This is a genomic window from Microbacterium sp. B19(2022) (assembly GCF_012030385.1).
GTDB classification, from domain to species: domain Bacteria; phylum Actinomycetota; class Actinomycetes; order Actinomycetales; family Microbacteriaceae; genus Microbacterium; species Microbacterium oxydans_B.
This window is the reverse complement of record NZ_JAAUVO010000003.1, coordinates 50,277-69,241: the sequence shown is the minus strand read 5'-3', so window position 1 is coordinate 69,241 and position 18,965 is coordinate 50,277. Positions and strand designations below refer to the sequence as shown.

The 18,965-nt window shown below is 69.1% G+C and carries 18 protein-coding genes; 7 read left to right on the top strand and 11 right to left on the bottom strand.

Annotation, left to right across the window (positions count from 1 at the left end):
- Positions 1–24: 24 nt before the first annotated feature.
- The 3 genes from HCX50_RS03420 to HCX50_RS03410 are packed head-to-tail and all read right to left on the bottom strand — an operon-like array spanning position 25 to position 1,786.
- Entirely contained in the window at positions 25–426 is a 402-nt protein-coding gene (locus HCX50_RS03420) for a rhodanese-like domain-containing protein (protein WP_167633026.1), read from the bottom strand.
- On the bottom strand, positions 423–1,037 hold the full coding sequence (locus HCX50_RS03415) for a bifunctional 4-hydroxy-2-oxoglutarate aldolase/2-dehydro-3-deoxy-phosphogluconate aldolase (protein WP_167633025.1): 615 nt from the start codon (positions 1,035–1,037) through the stop codon (positions 423–425). The genes HCX50_RS03420 and HCX50_RS03415 overlap by 4 nt, the downstream gene beginning before the upstream one ends.
- 32 nt (positions 1,038–1,069) lie before the next feature.
- Positions 1,070–1,786, bottom strand: a complete 717-nt coding sequence (locus HCX50_RS03410; RefSeq protein ID WP_091027679.1) for a helix-turn-helix transcriptional regulator — start codon at positions 1,784–1,786, stop codon at positions 1,070–1,072.
- A 157-nt stretch (positions 1,787–1,943) separates the two neighbouring features.
- Here HCX50_RS03410 and HCX50_RS03405 point away from each other — a divergent pair, with 157 nt between their 5' ends.
- The 5 genes from HCX50_RS03405 to HCX50_RS03385 all read left to right on the top strand — a co-directional run bounded on the left by HCX50_RS03405 (position 1,944) and on the right by HCX50_RS03385 (position 7,169).
- Complete coding sequence (locus HCX50_RS03405; protein WP_167633024.1) at positions 1,944–3,302, top strand: MFS transporter; 1,359 nt, start codon at positions 1,944–1,946, stop codon at positions 3,300–3,302.
- Positions 3,299–4,558, top strand: a complete 1,260-nt coding sequence (locus tag HCX50_RS03400; protein ID WP_237682319.1) for an alanine racemase — start codon at positions 3,299–3,301, stop codon at positions 4,556–4,558. The genes HCX50_RS03405 and HCX50_RS03400 overlap by 4 nt, the downstream gene beginning before the upstream one ends.
- A gap of 11 nt (positions 4,559–4,569) precedes the next feature.
- The gene (locus HCX50_RS03395; protein WP_167633023.1) at positions 4,570–6,156 is read left to right on the top strand and encodes an N-acyl-D-amino-acid deacylase family protein; all 1,587 of its coding nucleotides are present in this window, start codon (positions 4,570–4,572) and stop codon (positions 6,154–6,156) included.
- A gap of 23 nt (positions 6,157–6,179) precedes the next feature.
- Positions 6,180–6,563, top strand: a complete 384-nt coding sequence (locus tag HCX50_RS03390) for a RidA family protein (RefSeq protein WP_091027668.1) — start codon at positions 6,180–6,182, stop codon at positions 6,561–6,563.
- Between the two features lie 420 nt (positions 6,564–6,983).
- Positions 6,984–7,169: a hypothetical protein gene (locus HCX50_RS03385; protein ID WP_167633022.1), complete on the top strand. Its 186-nt coding sequence runs from the start codon at positions 6,984–6,986 to the stop codon at positions 7,167–7,169.
- Between the two features lie 199 nt (positions 7,170–7,368).
- Here the strand turns inward: HCX50_RS03385 and HCX50_RS03380 are convergent, their stop codons facing one another.
- The 7 genes from HCX50_RS03380 to HCX50_RS03350 all read right to left on the bottom strand — a co-directional run bounded on the left by HCX50_RS03380 (position 7,369) and on the right by HCX50_RS03350 (position 12,467).
- On the bottom strand, positions 7,369–8,136 hold the full coding sequence (locus HCX50_RS03380) for an ABC transporter permease (protein ID WP_167633021.1): 768 nt from the start codon (positions 8,134–8,136) through the stop codon (positions 7,369–7,371).
- On the bottom strand, positions 8,133–8,912 hold the full coding sequence (locus HCX50_RS03375; protein WP_167633020.1) for an ABC transporter ATP-binding protein: 780 nt from the start codon (positions 8,910–8,912) through the stop codon (positions 8,133–8,135). Before HCX50_RS03375 ends, HCX50_RS03380 begins: the two co-directional genes overlap by 4 nt.
- Positions 8,909–9,277 (bottom strand): DUF1048 domain-containing protein, encoded by a 369-nt coding sequence (locus HCX50_RS03370; RefSeq protein WP_029263196.1) that lies wholly within the window; start codon positions 9,275–9,277, stop codon positions 8,909–8,911. Before HCX50_RS03370 ends, HCX50_RS03375 begins: the two co-directional genes overlap by 4 nt.
- Positions 9,278–9,279: 2 nt before the next feature.
- Positions 9,280–9,624 carry a PadR family transcriptional regulator gene (locus HCX50_RS03365; protein WP_167633019.1) on the bottom strand — a complete coding sequence of 115 codons (345 nt, stop codon included), beginning with the start codon at positions 9,622–9,624 and terminating at the stop codon, positions 9,280–9,282.
- 176 nt (positions 9,625–9,800) lie between these two features.
- Complete coding sequence (locus tag HCX50_RS03360; protein ID WP_167633018.1) at positions 9,801–10,574, bottom strand: LysM peptidoglycan-binding domain-containing protein; 774 nt, start codon at positions 10,572–10,574, stop codon at positions 9,801–9,803.
- 49 nt (positions 10,575–10,623) lie between these two features.
- The gene (locus HCX50_RS03355; protein ID WP_029263193.1) at positions 10,624–11,262 is read right to left on the bottom strand and encodes a response regulator; all 639 of its coding nucleotides are present in this window, start codon (positions 11,260–11,262) and stop codon (positions 10,624–10,626) included.
- Positions 11,250–12,467 (bottom strand): sensor histidine kinase, encoded by a 1,218-nt coding sequence (locus HCX50_RS03350; protein WP_091027642.1) that lies wholly within the window; start codon positions 12,465–12,467, stop codon positions 11,250–11,252. The genes HCX50_RS03355 and HCX50_RS03350 overlap by 13 nt, the downstream gene beginning before the upstream one ends.
- Before the next feature lie 123 nt (positions 12,468–12,590).
- On the opposite strand from HCX50_RS03350, the gene HCX50_RS03345 reads away from it, so the two are divergent.
- Positions 12,591–13,358 carry an ABC transporter ATP-binding protein gene (locus HCX50_RS03345; protein WP_167633017.1) on the top strand — a complete coding sequence of 256 codons (768 nt, stop codon included), beginning with the start codon at positions 12,591–12,593 and terminating at the stop codon, positions 13,356–13,358.
- Entirely contained in the window at positions 13,358–15,895 is a 2,538-nt protein-coding gene (locus HCX50_RS03340; protein ID WP_167633016.1) for an ABC transporter permease, read from the top strand. Before HCX50_RS03345 ends, HCX50_RS03340 begins: the two co-directional genes overlap by 1 nt.
- Before the next feature lie 66 nt (positions 15,896–15,961).
- Here HCX50_RS03340 and HCX50_RS03335 read toward each other — a convergent pair whose 3' ends face one another.
- Positions 15,962–18,943, bottom strand: a complete 2,982-nt coding sequence (locus tag HCX50_RS03335) for a beta-N-acetylglucosaminidase domain-containing protein (protein WP_091027633.1) — start codon at positions 18,941–18,943, stop codon at positions 15,962–15,964.
- Positions 18,944–18,965 lie beyond the last annotated feature (22 nt).

Here is an 18,965-nt window from a genome sequence, read left to right as displayed (position 1 = left end):
GCACGGAGGAGGCGGATGCCAGTCTCAGCTCTCGGCGGTCACCAGCGGATCGGGCTCCTGGCGCGAGAGCGCCCCTTCGACCTCGAACCCGTTGCGAACCCAGTACTCGAACCCGCCGAGCATCTCGCGCACGTCGAGGCCGGCGGCGAGCAGCACGCGCGCGGTGGCCGTGGCCCCGTTGCATCCGGGGCCCCAGCCGTAGACGACGAGCGTGCGATCGCGGGGAAGCGACTCGATCCCCGACGCGATCTCCGACTGGGGAAGATGCACCGCACCGGCGATGTGGCCGTGTTGCCAGGACTCCAGCCGTCGCGTGTCGACCAGCAGCACCTCACCGGCGGCCACGGCATCGTGCGCGGCGACCGCGTCGATCTCATACGCCAGGCGTGCGTCGACGTACGCGAGCCGCGCGTCGAGATCGGTCATGCGCGAGGGGCAGAGCCGAGCAGGGCGGCGAGCTGCGGCAGCTGCGCAGGGTCTTCGAGCGCCGAGCCGACGGCGACGACGTGGGCGCCCGCGTCGAGGTACTCACCCGCGTTGCTCGCGTTCATGCCGCCCGTCGTCACGAAGCGTGCCTGCGGGAACGGGCCGTTCATCGCCGTGAGCCACTGCGGACCGAGCACCGAGGCGGGGAACGCCTTGAGCCAGGTGAGTCCTGCGGCGAGGGCGGACTGCACCTCGCTCGCCGTGGCGACGCCAGGAAGGCTGATCAGCCCTGCCTCGTGCGAAGCACGCACGACGTCGAGGTCGAGACCGGGACTGACCGTGAACGAGGCGCCGGCAGAGACCGCCTGGGCGACATGCTCGGCCGACACCACGGTGCCGGCGCCGACGACCTTGCCGCGCTCGCGTCCGGCGGCGGCGACCACGCGCAGCGCCTCGACGTCATCAGCGGTCTGGATGGGGAGTTCGACGACATCGATCCCGAGGTCCCACGCGGTGGTCGACACGGCGAGGCTCCGCTCCGCCCCCATGCCGCGGAGGATCGCCATCAGGCGCGTGCCACCGAAGAGCTCGTCGAATCCGGAGTTGTCCATCGTCATCCCTGTTCCCGTCATCCCTGTATGGGTCATCGTGTTCTGGCCTCGTCGAGGTAGGAGTACGCGGTCACGCGCGAGATGCCGAGCCGCTTCGCGATCGCCTCCACGGACTTGCGCATCTGCGTGGCGCCGCGCTGGTCCAGCCGCTCCAGCACCGTGATCTTGTCGTCGCGGGTCATGCTCTCGAGCGGTCGGCCGATCTCGCGGATGGCCTCGGTGATCATCGAGTCCATCACCGACACGAGGTCGGCGCCGAAGTACTCTTTCGGGGCGTCCGCGGGCTCCGATGAGGGCAGCAGTGCGTCGAGCGTCTGGCGGGCGAGCAGCAGCGGGCTGAGGTCGACGTTCACGCACAGCGACGCGATGATGTCACCCGCGCGATTGTGGAAGTAGACCGAGGAGCAGCGGAGTTCCCGCCCGTCACTCGTGTAACCGGTGTAGCCGAAGGCGTCGTGGTTCCCGCGCCGGTCCTTCAGCACGTCCAGGCCGAGCGAGGTCGACGGGCCGCCGACGGCGCGTCCGGTCACGTGCCCGTTCTCGATGGCCATGATCGTATGACCGAGGTCGACGTCGGTGCCGTCGAGGTTGTGGAGCACGACCTCGACGGTCGGTCCGGCCGCGGTGGCGAGGGCGCGCAGGACCGGCCGATAGAGGCGGAGGACCTCCTCGGCGCTCTCGTAGGTCTCCCGTGCGAGGTCGTCGGCGAGGGCCGCGACCGCGTTCTCTGCTGTCGTCGATGTCGGCATTCTGTGACTCCAATCCGGAGCAAGGATACAGGCGTACAAAAAATACGAGAGATAGACAGATTGTCTATTTCGCTGCTAGTTTATCCACGCCCCAGACGATCCGTCGAGGCCGACCGCAACGGATGCGGTCGCGCATCAACCGAGCAAGGAGCCCCGGATGGCCACTGCCGCCTCATCTGGACTGACCCCGAAGCAGCGCAAGACGATCGCCGGTGGGGCGATCGGAACGCTCATCGAGTATTACGACTTCTATCTGTACGGTCTTGCCGCGGCAGCCGTCTTCCCCGCGGTGTTCTTCTCGTCGAACGACCCTGTCATCGCACAGCTGGCGTCCTTCGCGACCTTTGCCGTCGGGTTCTTCCTCCGCCCCGTGGGAGGGATCATCTGGGGCATCGTCGGTGACCGCAAGGGCCGCAAGGTCGTGCTGATGAGCACGGTCATCGGCATGGGGCTCGCGACCACGGGCATCGGCCTCATCCCCTCCGACCAGATGATCGGGATCGCCGCACCGCTGCTTCTGCTGTTCTTCCGGCTCTGCCAGGGCTTCTTCGTCGGCGGCGAGATGGGCGGTGCGGCCACGATGGTCGTCGAAGCGGCGCCGACCGGCAAGCGGGGACTCTACGGTGCCTTCCTCATCAGCGGTGCGGGCGTCGCGAACGTGGTGTCGGGTGGTCTGATGGCGGGCCTCGGCCTCACTCCCGAATCGTGGTTCCTGCAGTGGGGCTGGCGCATCCCGTTCGTCTTCTCGATCGTGCTCGCGATCGCCGCCGTGCTGCTGCGTCGTCAGCTCGAAGAATCCGAGGCCTTCACCGAGACGCAGACGCTGCTCCTCGCCACGACGGGCAAGAAGGCCAACCCGCTCGTCGAGGTGTTCCGGCACCCGAAGAACGCGATCATGGGCATCCTCATCGGCCTGCCGCAGTCGATCGCCGGCTACGTCGTGCTCACGTACGGCCTCGCCTACATGCTGGCGGATAAGAACATCCCCGCGTGGATCGGTTTCGCCGGCACCATGATCGTGGGTCTGCTGCAGATCGTCGTCGCGCCGCTGTGGGGAGCGATCTCCGACCGCATCGGTCGGCGCACTGTCTACATCATCGGCTGCCTCGGCTTCGCAGCCATGGTCTACCCGGCGTTCATGCTGTTCGACACGGGGAACATGTGGTTGATCTGGCTCGGACAGATCCTCGGATTCGTCGTGTTCGGCGTGGCCATGCAGGCGACGCTCTCGACGATGCTGGTCGAGATGTTCGACCCGGAGGCGCGCACCACCGGTGTCAACATCGGGTACCAGTTCTCCAACACCCTCGGTGGCGGCCTCGCTCCGCTCATCTGCACCGCGTTGGTCGCTGCTGCAGGCGGCGCGTCCTGGCCCGTCGTCGTCTACGCCGCGGTGATCGCCGTTGTCGGTGTCATCGCCACGCTGGTGGCGTCGATCCAGCCCGATGTCGAAGGTGCAGGGAGACTGCATGAACTGCCGTCGACGGCGTCGATCAAGACGGGAGCCTCGCGATGACGCAGATGGATGCCGAGCTCCTCACGGTTCGCGACAAGGGTCTGCCCGTGCGCGCAGCGGGTCTGACCGCGGAGGAATTCCTCGCCTCGGAACCACGGCTCGACGAGTTCTGGACACCGCTGATCGTGCTCGACGACGCCGCGATGACGGCGAACGTCGCCACCATGGCGCAGTGGTGCGCGGAGCGGGGGCTCGCCCTCATGCCCCACGGCAAGACCACCATGGCGCCCGCGCTGTGGAAGCGGCAGACGGATGCCGGTGCGCTCGGCATCACGTTCGCGACCATGGGGCAGGTGCGCACCGCCCGCGATCTGGGCGTCGACTCGGTGATGCTCGCGAACGCCGCCGTCGATCGGCCCGCGCTCGCCTGGCTGGCGCAGGAGCTGGCGGATCCGGATTTCCGGTTCGTGAGCTGGGCCGACTCGATCGCGACGGTCGAGGCGATGGAGGCGGCTCTGCTCTCCACCGGCACACCGCGTCCGGTCGACGTCTGCGTTGAGCTCGGCGGCGCGGGTGGTCGCACCGGTGCGCGGTCGATCGACGAAGCGATGCGCGTGGCTGAGCGCATCGCTGCATCCTCCGTGCTGCGCCTCGCCGGGGTGGGCGGATACGAGGGAAGTCTCGCGCACGATCGCTCCGCCGCGGCTCTCGTGGCCGTCCGCGCGTACCTGGAGTCGCAGCTCGAGCTGCACGCCGCGATCGCACCGCTCTACGACGACGGCGAGCTCTATGTGACTGCCGGTGGCAGCGCGTACTTCGACGTCGTCGCCGATGTCTGGGGCGCGGCCGCGCGAGATGACCGCACGCACTTCACCCTCCGCTCGGGCGCCTACATCGTGCACGACGACGGGTTCTATCGCAGCATCTCGCCGTTCGACGAGGGGGCCGCGCAGCCCGAGGGCTCCCCGCGGTTCGTGAACGCGATGCACGGACTCGCGCGGGTCGTGTCGGCGCCGGAGCCCGGTCTGGCTCTCGTCGACGCCGGCAAGCGGGATCTGCCCTACGACGAGGGGCTGCCGATCCCCCGATCCTGGTCCGCCGGTGTCGCCGGCCCCTGGCAGCCGCTGCCGGGCGAGGTCTCGGCGATGAACGATCAGCACTCGTACGTGCGGTCGGAGCAGGCTCTCGCGATCGGCTCGGTCGTCCGTCTCGGGCTGTCGCACCCCTGCACCGCCTTCGACAAGTGGCGTGTGCTGCCGGTCGTCGAATCCGCCGATTCCGGCGTGGTCACGGGCCTCGTCCGCACCTACTTCTGAGGAGAGCAGCGATGAACCGGGTAGTGCTCCGCGGTGGCTCCGTCGTCGACGCGACGGGGCTCGTGCATGCCGACGTCGCGATCGAGGAGGGGCTCGTCGCAGAAGTCGGCGACATCGAGGCCCGTCCCGGTGACGAGGTCGTCGACGCCTCCGACCGCCTGATGCTTCCCGGTTTCATCGACGCGCACTCCCACGCCGACGGCCTGCTGAGTGACCCCGAGGTGACGCTGTCACTACTGCGCCAGGGCATCACCACCGTGATCGCCGGACAGGACGGTGTGTCGTACGCGCCGGGCAGTGGCGAGTACGCCACCGAGTACTTCGCCGCGATCAACGGGACGCACCCGACCTACCGGGGCGGGGGTGTGGACGCGTACCTGGCCTCCGTGGATGGAACGTCGCCGGTGAACGCCGGCTATCTCGTGCCGGCGGGCACCGTGCGCTTCGAGGTGTGCGGTCGCAGGGGTGGCTCAGCATCCGACGAGGAGCGCCGGCGCATGCAGGAGCTGGTCGCGCAGGGGATGGCCGACGGTGCCCTCGGCCTGTCGACCGGGCTGGACTACACGCCCGGCATCTTCCAGGACGCCGCCGAGATCGCCGCCCTCTGCGAGCCGGTCGCGCGGGCCGGAGGCGTGTACGTGACGCACATGCGCGGAGGGTACGAGTCGAACACCGCCGCCGGCACGGGGGAGATCGCCGAGATCGCCCGTCTGGCCGCCGAGCAGGCGGGATCGCCGCTGCCCGTGCACATCTCGCACTTCCATGCCGACGCCGACATCGTGCTCGATCAGCTCGCCGCGCTGGATGCCGCCGGAGTGGATGCGACCTTCGACGCGTACCCCTATACCCGCGGGTGCACGCTGTTGGGCATGCCGCTGCTCCCGCCCGAGGTATCGGCGCTGCCCGTGGCGGAGGCGGTCGCCGTGATCGCGGACCCGTCGCGCCGCGCCGAGCTTCGCGAGCTCTGCACGCTGCGGGCTGTGCGCAGTGCCAGCCTCGGCCCGGAGTGGGCGGACATGATCACGCTCGCTCACCTTGCCGCCCCCGATCTCGCCTGGGCGCACGGGCTCACTCTTCGCGAGGCATCCGCGCGCGCGGGCGTCGCCCCGATCGACTTCGCGCTCGACGCGCTCGCCGCCTCCCGGCTGGAGTGCAGCGCCGTCATGGCCGTGCGCAGCCCCCGTTCCGGCGCGGAGCTCGCCCGCATCTTCCGCCACCCCGCGCACATGGGCGGCTCCGACGGCATCTTCATCGGCGCCCACCCCCATCCGCGTGCCGCCGGCTCGTTCTCGCTGTTCCTCCGCGAATACGTGCGCGAGCGGGCGACCTGGACCTGGTCGGATGCGGTGCACCACCTGTCGACGCTGCCGGCCCGGCGTTTCGGCCTCGGACGCCGCGGCGCCGTCGAGGCGGGCGCGGTGGCCGACCTCGTGCTCGTGGACGCGGCGACGGTCGCCGACACCGCCACCTACGAGAGCCCACGCGGGCGCGGAGTGGGCATCGACGACGTGTTCGTCGCCGGCATCCGCGTTCTCGCCGACGGTGACCTGACCGGCGCCCTGCCGGGTCGGGGCCTCCGCCGCTCACCACAGACCTGAATCGTCAACGAAAGGAAAGAAAGATGCCGAAGACCGGATTCTACGCAGACGGGGCGCCCACGCCCGCCGGACCCTACAGCCACGGGGTGGTCGCGAACGGATTCCTGTACACCGCGGGTTTCGGCCCGCAGGACGCGGCGAACGACCACGCCGTTCCCGAGAGCGTCGGCGAACAGACCCGCCAGGTGCTCCGGAACATCCAGAAGGTGCTCGCCGTGCACGGGCTGACCACGGACGACGTCGTGAAGTCGACCGTGCACCTGCAGGACCTCGCCGACTTCGCCGAGTTCAACGAGGCGTACGAGGAGTTCTTCACCGCGCCGTACCCCGTGCGCACGACCGTGGGCTCGCAGCTCGCGAACATCCTCGTCGAGATCGACGTCGTCGCGGCGCTGCCTCAGGCCTGACGCCCGCGTCGTCGTCGCGGGGTGCGACCCGCGTCGCCCCGCGTGACGTGAAGGAGATCTCACGCTTCACAGGAGCCTTTCCGCACACAGCTCCTTCAGATCGTGAGATCTCCTTCGCAACGCGCGGCGCGCCACCCGCGAAAGCCAGGCCGGGGCGCCGTTTGACAACCAGATCCATAGCTCCTACAAGGGCTACATGCCCGATCCGCGAGCGTTTGTCCGACACATGATGACTGACTTCTCATGACCGAGACGAGCCAGTGGGGGCCGATCCAGCGCATGCCGCGGCGACGTTACGTCGCCGCGGGGCTCTGGGCGTTGGCTCAGATCGTAGTTGCCTGCGGGGGCATCCTTCTCGTCTATCTCACTGCGATGCGAATGGATGGATGCGCATCTTCCTGCAGGGACGATGTCGCCAACATGGCGATCGACGGTCTGAGAGTGGCGCTCATCGTCATCCTCGTCGTACACCTCGCCCTGCTCGTCATCGCACTCGTCAAGAGGAGATCGCCGCACGTGATCGGTGGTGTGGCGATCGGTCTGAGCCTCGTGGCCATCACCGTCGCTTATGTGCTCATCGTTGCCGCGTACCCGGCGCCCGCCTGACGCGAAGGAGATCTCGCGCTTCGAAGGAGCCTTTCCGCAATTAGCTCCTTCAGAGCGTGAGATCTCCTTCACAACGCGCGGCTCACAACGCGCGGCTCACAACGCGCGGCTCGCATCACCGAACCGCCGCCGAGCGCGGCGAAACGCCCCGGCCGGGTCGAGTGACCCGGTCGGAGCGTCCCGTCTCGCTGGGCGAAGATCAGCTGACCTTCTTCCGGTAGGCGATGATCGCGAACACGTAGGCGACCACGAGGATGCCGACGCACCAGGCGAGGGCGACCCAGATGTCGCTGCCGACGGGCTGTTCGGCGAACAGCGCCTGGATGGTGTTGACGATCGAGGTGACCGGCTGGTTCTCGGCGAACCACTGCACCGGAGCCGGCATGGTGTCGGTCGGCACGAAGGCCGAGCTGATGAACGGCAGGAAGATCAGCGGGTACGAGAACGCGGTCGCCCCGTCGATCGTCTTCGCGCTGAGCCCCGCGATGATCGCGAGCCACGTGAGGGCCAGGGTGAACAGCAGCAGGATGCCGATGACTCCGAGCCAGGCGAGCGGGCTCGCCCCGGTGCGGAAGCCCATCAGGAATCCGACGCCGAAGATGATCGCCAGGGTGATGGCGTTCGCCGTGAGGGAGGTGAGCACATGGGCCCACAGCACGCTCGATCGGGCGATCGGCATGGAGTGGAACCGCTCGAAGATGCCGCTCTGCAGATCGTTGAAGAGTCGGAACGCCGTGTACGCGATGCCGGATGCGACCGCGATCAGCAGGATGCCGGGGAGCAGGTAGTTCACGTAGTTCTCGGCGCCCGTGCTCTGCTGCAGGGCTCCGCCGAAGACGTAGACGAACAGGAGCATCAGCGCGATCGGGGTGACCGCCGTGGTGATGATCGTGTCGGGGCTGCGGAAGATGTGCCGCATGGAGCGGCCGGTGAGTGTCGCCGTATCGGCGGCGAAGTGCGTGCTCATGCTGCGTCCTCCTTCTTTTCCGAGGCCTGGGGGCCGATGAGGGTGAGGAAGATCTCCTCGAGGGTGGGCTGCTTCTCGACGTACTCGACCTTGGCGGCCGGCAGCAGGCGCTTGAGGCCGGCCAGCGTGTCGTTGGCGATGATGCGGCCCTCGTGCAGGATCGCGATGCGGTCGGCCAGCTGCTCCGCCTCGTCGAGGTACTGCGTGGTGAGCAGCACCGTGGTGCCGGTGTTCGCGAGTTCCTTGACCACGTCCCACACCTCGATGCGGGCTTCGGGGTCGAGGCCGGTGGTCGGCTCGTCGAGGTAGATGACCTCGGGGTGACCGACCAGGCTCATCGCGATGTCGAGCCGGCGACGCATGCCGCCGGAGTAGGTGCCGGCCTTGCGGGCTCCGGCATCCGTCAGGCGGAACTTCGCCAGTAGGTCGTCGGCGATGTTCCCGGCGTCGGGCAGGTGCCGCAGCTTCGCGACCAGCACCAGGTTCTCGCGTCCGGTGAGGATCTCGTCGACCGCGGCGAACTGCCCGGTGAGGCTGATCACTTCGCGGACGCCGACCGGGTTCGCGGCGACATCGATGCCCTGCACGGTAGCCGTGCCGGCATCCGCCTTCAGCAGGGTGGAGAGGATGCGCACCACCGTGGTCTTGCCGGCGCCGTTCGAGCCGAGGAGGGCGAAGATGCTGCCCTTCTCGACCTCGAAGTCGACGCCGCGCAGCACGTGCAGATCTTTGTAGGACTTCTCGATGCCGCGCACCGAGATGGCTGCATTCGTCATGACTCCTCCTTCTTCTTCGCGTCGTCGAACGCCTTGATGAGGCGGGCGCGCTCCTTGTCGATCCACTGGCGTCCGCCGTACGCGGCGGCGTAGTTCTCGGCGAACTCGACCGGGTCGTCGCCGACGATGGCGCTGACGGGGGTGCCGTCGAGTGCGGCGCGCTCCCACAGGTCGGCGATGTCGAGGAACATCTTCACGATGGTGTCGCCGTCGGTGACTCCGCCGTAGTACATGTTGTAGCGCTGCTGCGCCTTCGCGACCTCGCGGTACGGCTCGGGGAGGGCGTTGATGCGGGCCTGCGCCTGCTTGTAGAGCTTCTTCTCTTCGAGGGATCCGGTGATCGCTTCGATCCACTTGGCGGCCATGGTCAGTTCTCCTTGTTGTCGGTGTTGCGCTTTTCCAGCTGTTCGATGTGCGTCTTGAGGAAGCCCCAGGTGGTCCAGAACTCCTCGAGCTCCTGCCGGCCCTGGGCGTTCAGGGTGTACACCTTGCGGGGCGGACCCTTCTCGCTCGGGACCTTCTCGACGTCGACGAGGTTCTTCTGCTCGATGCGCACGAGGAGTGCGTAGATCGTGCCCTCGGCGATGTCGGTGAATCCGTGGTCGCGGATGCGTGTGGTGATCTCGTACCCGTATGCCGGCTGCTCGGCGAGGAGAGCCAGAACGATGCCCTCCAGAGTGCCCTTGAGCATCTCGGTCATCTGCTTGCCCATCAGGTCCTCCTTTCGTTTCGGTTGGTACTCAGTGTTGCTGGGTACCGGTACAAAGTAACACTGAGTACCGGTACTTAGCAACACCGAATACCGAACTTTTTCGAAGGAGATCTGCGAGGGGTTTCCGGGCGCGCGGGAACGACCGCCGACGGACCGGCGGCGAAAAGAGCCTGCTGCTACGGGAACATGCGGCGGAGCAGCGGCAGGTCCTCGTCGCTCAGCGCCTGCGTGATCACGGCCGCCGTCTCCGGGGGCATGTCCTTCTCCAGGCGCTGCCACAGGAACCGCGCGGCACCCAGGTCGGCGGTGGCAACGGCGGTCGAGAACGCCGCCACACCGTCGTAGTACGGGATGGTCGACGACCCGGGTTCGGCGTTGTACGGCGAGTAGATGTCGACGAACGGAAGCGTCGGATCCGGGCGCAGGTAGAGGACGTCTCCGGGTGCGATCGGCTCAAAGCCGCGCACGTGGTTGAGCATCCCGACGGTGACGTAGTCGACGCAGAAGCGCTCGCCGATCGCGATCAGGCTGTCGCCGGGCTGCACTTCGTAGGAGAAGATCTCTCCGTCGGCATCGAGGGTGACCGGGCCGCTCGCCAGCTCCGACTCACCCATGTCGACGAGTTCGCCCAGGAGCTTGGCATGCATCGTTTCGCCGTCGGTGCTCCCGACGTTGATGAACGCGTTGGTGGTGCAGTCGCCGGGACCACCGGCGGGAACGCTGATGCCGTCGCCGAGAGAGACGAGGTTCTCCCGGGCCGGATCCTCGGCGATCACGGCGCGACTCGTGGGGGCCGTGGAGGGCTCGGCGGCGGCGAAGCGCTCCGACGCCCAGGAGGCGACACCGAACACTGCGGGGGCGGCGCTGACCACGGCAGGGGCCGCGGCGGCGAACAGCCCGGCGACGGCCACGACGACGACGGCGGTGGTGATCTTGGTGGAGCGTTTCATCCCCGTCAGCATGGCATCGAAGCGCGCCTGAGCGCCAGAGCGGATGCCGTCAGGTGCGGAGGTACGCGAGCACGGCTAGCACGCGCCGGTGTCCGCTGTCGCTGGACGCGAGCCCGAGCTTGCCGAAGATGTTGCCGATGTGCTTGCTCACCGCGGTCTCGGTCACGAAGAGTCGCCCGGCGATGGTGCCGTTGTCGAGCCCCTCGGCCATGAGCCCGAGTACCTCGCGCTCGCGTGGGGTGAGCGTCTGCACCGGATCGTCGGCGCGACGGCGGCTCATCAGCTGCGAGATCACCTCGGGGTCCATCACCGTGCCCCCGGCAGCCACGCGGTTCAGAGCGTCGATGAACGAGGCGACCTTGCCCACGCGCTCCTTGAGCAGGTAGCCGAGGCCGTCGGCTCCGGCCGCGAGGAGTTCACCGGCGTAGCGGTCCTCGACGTAGGCCGACAGCACCAGCACGGGAAAGCCGGGTCGGCGCGCACGAGCCTCGGCGGCGGCCTTCAACCCCTCGCTCGTGAAGGTGGGCGGCATCCGCACGTCGACCACCGCGGCATCCGCCTCGTCGAGTCGCTCCAGGAACCCTTCGGCGTTGTCGACCGCGGCCACCACGTCGAAGCCCTCGCTGCGCAGTAGCAGTGCCAGGCCCTCGCGAAGGAGGGTGTCGTCTTCGGCGATCACGATCCGCATGGCAGCTCCGCTCTCAGGATGGTGGGACCGCCGACGGGGCTCGACAGCTCCAGCGTGCCCTCGAAAGCCTCGATGCGACGACGGATGCCGGCGATGCCGCCGCCCGGACGCTCCACGGCTCCGCCCCCACCGTCGTCCTCGACCGTGATGAGCAACGCCTCGTCTTCGCGGGCGACCTCGACGGATGCCCGCGTCGCCGCGCTGTACTTGCTGACGTTGGTGAGCGCCTCGGCCACGACGAAGTAGCTGGCCGACTCGACGGCCGCCGGCACACGTCCGACGTCGGACGCCTCGATCGTGCAGGGCACGACGCTGCGCCCGGCGAGTGACGCGAGGGCGCCTTCCAATCCGAGCTCGTCGAGGATCGGCGGGTAGATGTCGTGCACCGTACGGCGGAGTCCGGCGAGCGCATCGGTCGCGGCATCCTGCGCTCGCCGCAGCGGTTCGAGCACGTCGCCCCCGGTCTCCTGCGCCCGCTCGGCGATCCCGAGCATCATCACGACGTTCACCAGGCGGTTCTGGGCCCCGTCGTGCAGGTCGCGCTCGATGCGGCGCAGCTCTGCAGCATGCGCGTCGAGGGCGGCGGCCCGGCTGAGCGTGAGGGCGTTGACCCGGGCGGCGAGGCGCGACTTCTCGGGAGTCGCGAGCAACTTCGCGGAGACGAACGACACCAGCCGCGCGACGGCCGGGATCAGGAAGACCGCGAGGAGTGCGTACGCCAGCGCGACCAGCGGCATGGTCGCCGCGAGCTCCCACGACGTGACCGGATACACGGAGCTGACGGGGTCGTCGGCGGGCGCGAACTGCCAGTAGTAGGTGATCGCGAGCGAGTTGACCGCCGCGACCGGGAGCGAGATCGTCAGCAGCGAGAGGAACAGCACGGGGATCCCCTGCACCGCCAGCCACAGCAGGTCGCGGCCGGTGGCGCGCGAGAACGCGAAGCGCAGACGATCGTCGATCGTCGAGGCGGGCGGCAGCACGTGGCCGATCGGTGGCAGCTCCTCGCCCCGGTAGGCGCCGACGCGGCGGCGGTTCACATCCGTCCACCCGTGCAGTCCCCGGACCGCCTCGGGCATCAGGAGCACGCCGCCGGTGATGATCATGAGGGGGAGCAGCGCGAGTCCGATGCTGAGGAACACCACGGAGGCGATCGAGACGCCGGCCTCGACGGCCAGGTATCCCCAGGCGCGCAGCCAGCGTCGCATCCGTCCGTCCTTCACTCTCACAGTCTGCCGGAGCGGCCTGCCGCGCACGGTATAGCCAGCACCACCATCGATGCGGCAGCGGGCGGGATGGGATGCCGGATCGGCCGTCCCTAGCGTCGAATCATGACCTCCACACCACTCGCCCCCGTCGTCGATGCGGGCCCCGCCGAAGCGCTGCGCCTGCAGTCCGTCGTGAAGACCTACGGTTCCGGCGCCAGCCGCGTCACCGCCCTCCGCGGCGTGAACCTCGCCATCGCGAAGGGCACCTTCACCGCGATCATGGGCCCCTCCGGCTCGGGCAAGAGCACGCTGCTGCACAGTGCCGCGGGACTCGACCGGCCCAGCAGCGGCACCGTCCACCTCGGGGGAACCGAGATCTCGAGCCTGAAGGCGCGTCAGCTCACCGCCTTCCGGCGCGACCACGTGGGCTTCGTGTTCCAGGCGTACAACCTGCTGCCGGCCCTGAACGTCGAAGACAACATCACCCTCCCGCTGCGGCTCGGCGGTCGGAGTCTCGAGGCGCGGTGGCTCGATTTCCTGCTCGACGCGGTGGGACTCGCGGAGTTCCGTCACCGCCGCCCCTCCGAGCTCTCCGGTGGCCAGCAGCAGCGGGTGGCGATCGCGCGCGCCCTCATCACCCGGCCGCACGTGGTGTTCGGCGACGAGCCCACGGGCGCGCTCGACTCCCGGTCGGGCAAGCAGGTGCTCGACCTGCTCGCGCACACGGCGCGGGAACTGAACCAGACCGTCGTGGTGGTGACGCATGACCCCGTGGTGGCATCGCACGCCGATCGCGTGATCTTCCTCGCTGACGGCGCCTTCGCGGGCTACCTCGACGGCGCCGACCCTGCGCAGATCAACGACCGCATGAGCGCATTGGGGGAATGGTGATGTCGGCTCCGCTGGGTTTGGGCCGGCTCGTCCGGGCGGATCTTCGCCACCACCGCCGGAGCTTCGTCGGAGTCGCGGTCGCCGTGTTCGTCGCGAGCGCGCTGGTGACGGGTCTCGGCGTGCTCGTCGAATCCGGCGACCGCGGCGGGCTCGCCCCCGAACGCTATGCCGCCGTCGACGTCGTCGTGGGGGCGCCGCAGCAGGTGGATGTGCCGGAGGACCTCCCCGTTCCGTTGCGGGAGCGCGCGTCGCTGCCCGCCGACGCGGCGCGTGACATCGCCGCGCTGCCGGGGGTCGACCGCGTCGTGGCCGACGTGACCGTTCCGCTCGTGCTGCAGGGCGCAGGTACGGATGCGGATGCCGATGCCGCCGCGCCCGCCGTCGTCGAGGCGCACCCGTGGGAGGCCACGGCGCTGACCGGTTTCGAACTGCGCGAGGGGCGGGAGCCCGCGGCGGCCGATGAGGTCGTGGTCACCGCCGGCAGCGGCCAGGTCGTCGGCGGCACGGTCGTCCTGGCCCACGGCGGCATCCCCTCGGAGTACCGCGTCGTCGGTGAGGTCGCCGCTCCTGCGGCACCCGAGCGGAGCGCGCACGTGTTCCTCACGGAGCAGCGCATCGGCCAACTCGACTCGCACGACGGCGCCGCGCAGGCACTGGGCATCTTCGTCGCGGGGGATGACCCCGAGCAGACGGCCACCGCGATCCGCGAGGCCTTCCCCGGCCTGGTCGCCCGCACGGGAGACGCCCGCGGCGACGTCGAGTTCCTCGACTCGGGGGCGGCGCGTTCGATGCTCGTCGCCATCGGCAGCGCCTTCGTCGGCACGTGCATCCTCGTGGCGATGTTCATCGTGGCGGGCACGCTGTCGCTGTCGGTGCAGTCGCGCCGCCGTGACTACGCGCTGCTGCGCGCGGTGGGCGCGAGCCCGTCGCATGTGCATTCGCTCGTGGCCCGCGAGGTGCTGTGGGTATCGGCCGTCGCCGCGCTGTTGGGCATCGCGCCCGGATACCTGCTGTCGACCGTGCTGCAGTCGGCGTTCGTCACGGGAGGCGTCATCCCCGGCGACTTCGCCCTCGCCTTCAGCCCGCTTCCCGCGGTCGGCGCGGTGCTGCTCGTGCTCGCGTCCGCCTGGGGTGCCGCGCGCATCGCGGCCTCGAGGGTTGCGAAGCTCGACCCGGTCGAGGCGCTGCGCGAGTCGGCGACCGGTGCACCGGCGATCGGTCTGCCGCGCATCATCATCGGCATCGTGCTGGCGGCCGCCGGCATCTCGGTGTCGACGGTGCCGCTCGTCCTGCGCGGACAGATCGCTGCGGGTGCCGCGGCCGGCGCGGCGATGCTCCTCATCATCGCGCTTGCCGTGCTCGGGCCGTGGCTCGTGTCGCTGAGCGTGCGTCTGATCGGCAGCGTGCTGCGGCGGCTGTCGTCCGCGGGCTTCCTGGCTTCGGCGAATGCGACGGCGAACAGTCGGCGTCTGGCCTCGGCCATCCTCCCGATCGCGCTCGGCATCGGCCTGGGACTCGTGCAGATCGGAGCTCCGTCGATCATCGCCGCCGAGGCCGCGACGCAGGCCACCGCCGGAGTCATCGCCGACCTGCGGGTGACGGCGCCGAACGGGCTCTCCCCGGAGGCCGTGGAGGCGATCCGCGAGACCCCGGGTGTGACCGAGGCCTCGGGCGTCGCGCTCAGCGCCGCAGTGGTCGACTCCTACGATTTCGAAGGGAAGCTCCAACGCGAGGAGCACGTGCTCCAGGGCATCGATCCGCAGCGAACGGCGCAGAGTCTCGACCTGCGCGTGCGCGAGGGGTCGCTCACCGACCTCGACGGCGCCACGACGGTGGCCGTGAGCACGGATGCGGCGCAGAGCCTCGGGCTCGACATCGGCAGCACGGTCACCGGCCACCTCGGCGACGGTTCGCCGTGGGAGGCCAAGGTCGTCGCGGTGTACGAGCGCGGTCTCGGATTCGGCGACCTCACCATGGCCGCGGATGACGTGAGGGCGCACACCACGGCCGGTCTCGATGCGTTCGCGCTCGCGACGGTCGATGCGGGGGCGGCCGACGAGGTGCGCGCCGCCCTGACCGAGCGCGGTTTCGTCGTGAGCGACGGCTCCGGCCAGGAGGCGGCGGGTGCGGGTGCGCAGTCGCAGCAGGGCTGGGTGAACCTCATCGCGCTGCTCGTGATCCTCGGCTACATCGCGATCGCCGTGATCAACACGCTCGTGATGGCGACCGGGGAGCGCTCGCGGGAGTTCGCCCTGATGCAGCTGATCGGCTCGTCCCGCCGGCAGGTGCGCTCGATGATGCGGATCGAAGCCGTGCTGGTGGCCGTGATCGGCATGGTGTTCGGTGTCGTGGTCGCGATCCCTCCGCTCATCGGGGTGAGCATGGGCATCTCGGGTCAGCCGATTCCCGCGCTGCCGGTGCTCGGGTCGCTGGCGATCATCGGTGCGATGGGAGCTCTCGCGCTCGTGGCGCTGTGGGCGGGAACCACCGCCGCCATGCGCACCCGTCCGATCGACGAGATCGGGTCGCGGCAGTAGCGCGGCGCGAGAGGACGCAGACGGCGGGGAGTATGCCATTCGGCACGCTCCCCGCCGCCGTCGCGATCAGAGGATGAACAGGGCGCCCTGCCACCCCTGCCCGACGCGGTTCCCCGGGGTGAACATGTTCCCCGTGAAGACGCCGGTGTTGACGAACTCCAGCAGCGTGCCCGCGGAGTCGGTCGTCAGCAGATCCGCCTGCGAGTCGCCGTTCAGATCAGTTACGACCGGCAGTCGAGACGCGCTCCAGTCGGACCCGACCTGCACGCGGGGTGCGAACGTCGGGATTCCTCCCGAGCATCCGGTGTTCCGATAGGCGAACAGCTTCCCGTCACCGAGCACCGCCAGCAGGTCGGCCCGTCCGTCGCCGTTCAGTTCGACGGCTTCCAGCTTCAGCGTGCCTCCCCACCCCGTCCCGACGAGCCCGGTGGTGGAGAACATCGACCCGGTGAACGAGCCGTTGTTGTCGAATGCGCGAAGCGCGCCGGCCCCGTCGATGGTGAGGATGTCGGAGTCGCGGTCGCCGCACAGATCGCCGACGATCGGCAGCTGCGACGACGACCACCCCTGTCCGACCTTCACTCCGGGATCCGTGAACGCGGGCACGTTGTTGGTACACCCGGTGTTGCGGTACGCCATCAGGTCTCCGTTGGCCAGCACGCCCAGGAGATCCGCGCGTCCGTCGGCATTCAGATCGGTCGCCTTGAGGCTCAGGTTGCCCTGCCAGTTCTGCCCGATCTGCACGGGTGCGGCGTACAGGCTCCCGAACGACCCGGAGTTGGCGCGGTATCTCAGCGCGCCCGTCGATTCGACCTGAACGATGTCGAGCTGCCGGTCACCGCAGAATTCGCCGACGATGGGCAGGCGGGCGGCCGAGTACCCGGAACCCACCGTGTACGACTCGGTTCCGAAGTACGTGGCGCCGTCCTGGTTGGACTGCCCGCTCGTGGTCGAGACGTTCGGGTAGGCCTTGAGGGTCCCGTCCGCCATGACGCCGAGGAGGTCTGAGCGTCCGGTGCCGGCGAGGTCGCCGAGTTCTGTTCCCCGCGCCAGCGCGAACGACAGGAACGGGTCGAGAACGCCGACGCCCACTCGGGCCTCATTCGCGCTGATCTGCGCGACGAGCGCAACCAGCTGAGTGCGCTTTTGATTCATCGTCGTGGTGTCGCCCGCGCTCTCGGCGACCAGAGCCGCTACGGCCAGTTCGCCGGCCTGGCCGTAGAGGCTCGCCTTGTCGAGCCAGCGGACGCCCTCCGCCTTCAGGAACGGATTGGCCCCGGGTTCGCGGAGCGTCGTGACGCTGTTCTTGAGTGCCGTGAAGGCGGCGGTGAGCTCGGTTCCGGCGGCGGCGACGCCGCTGTTCGCGTGCCACGCGTTGCGGAAGGCGGCGATCTTCGCGCCGATCCCGGGTGATTCCACCGAACTCAGCGACGAGGCGTAGTTGTTCTCCGCGAATGCGCGCAGCGCCGCCGTGCGAGTGCCGCCGAGCGCGGCCACCGAGGCCTCCCAGGAGGACGCGGCATCGTATGCGTCCGGGTTCCAGGCGAAGTCCGCCGCGGTGAACAGGGCGAGCTGCGAGAACTCGGCCTCGTTCATCGCGTTGAAGTAGATGCCCTCGCTTGCGCCCGCGAGCGTCTTGTCCCGGCCTTCGAGCGGTCCGAGCAGCAGCCGGTCGGCATCGAACCGGTCGGCGTAGTCGTTGACCGGATAGTTGTCCCAGATCGCGATCGGTCGTCCACCGAAGGCGCTCTTCGCGGCCGTGAGGTCGCCGAGCGGAATCGTCGGCGAGATGACTTCTCGTCCGCTCCAGAACATCGTCGCCTTGGGCGTCACCTGCTGGGCGAGGCGGGTGCGGTACTGGCTCGTCTGAGTGCCGAAGTACTCGGTGGGAACGACCATCAGCGGCCGCGCACCCGTCTTGGTGTCGAGCCAGGCCTGCACCTCGTTGACGACTCCGGCCTGCAGCGATGCCAGCGCCTGATCCGAGGTTCCGAGGCTGCTCGTCCCGCTTCCGTAGGTCGCCTTGTCGGTCGCGCAGCTGAAGTCGTCGGGGATGTCATCCCACGCGACGGTGAATCGGCGCACGCCCACGTCCCACAGCTGCTCGAAGCGATCGATGAGCAGATCCGTCTGGCCGGGGGTCGAGAAGCACATGCCGAGGGCCGGAGCCATGGGAGCCTGCGGCGAGACGCGGTAGATGTACTCGACGTGACGGGCGGCGCTCAGCGTGACGATCTGCTGGATCTCCGCGAGGTCGGTGCCGGAGTACTTCGTCGACCAGAGGTTGCCGGTGTGCAGATCCTGCGCGGGGCCGTAGAAGTACGTGTCCATCTTGTTCCGGGCGAGGAACTCGATGTGGGACTTCTCCTGATCGAGCGACCAGTGGTCCGGGTCGCTGTAGAAAGACTGCATCCCTGCGCGCACCTTGAAGGCGGGGGCGTCGCGCACCGTGAGCTTCCAGACCTTGCTTCCGTTGGTGCCCGCCGTCAGCACCTGTCGAAGGCTCTGCGCCGCGTAGTAGGTGCCGGCCTTGTCTACACCGGAGAGCACGACGCGCATGCGACCCTGCGCATCGGTTCCGGCAGCGAGGACGTATCCGTCGGCGGCGAGACCTGCGGGACCGGTGGCGCCGAGGGCTGTTAGCGCGGCGGCGCTCGCTGCATTCTCGGAGGGCCCGCCCACGTACACGGTCGCGCCGGATCCGGGATCGGTGCTCGACACGGTCGAAGCCGTGCCGGTGGCGGTCAGCAGCGACTTGGTCAGGGCCACTGCTGCAGGATCGGCACCGCTGGGGGCGACGAGGGTGACGCTCGACGGCAGGGTCATCTGCTGTCCGGATGAGGTCAGCTGCTGCGGCTTGGGCCAGATGACGGGCCCGGTGGCGGTGGTCGCGGTGGCGACGTCGGAGGGCGCGGCGGCGACGGCCGGAGCGGTGTCGAGTGCGGAGGCGGCGATCGGAGTCGCGAGCCCCGCGACGAGTGTTGCGGACGTGATCAGCCCGAGGGCCGTTCTGCGCCGCGCGCGGGAGAGACGTGGAGAGGACTTCATGGGAGAGCGCCCTTCTGGCAGG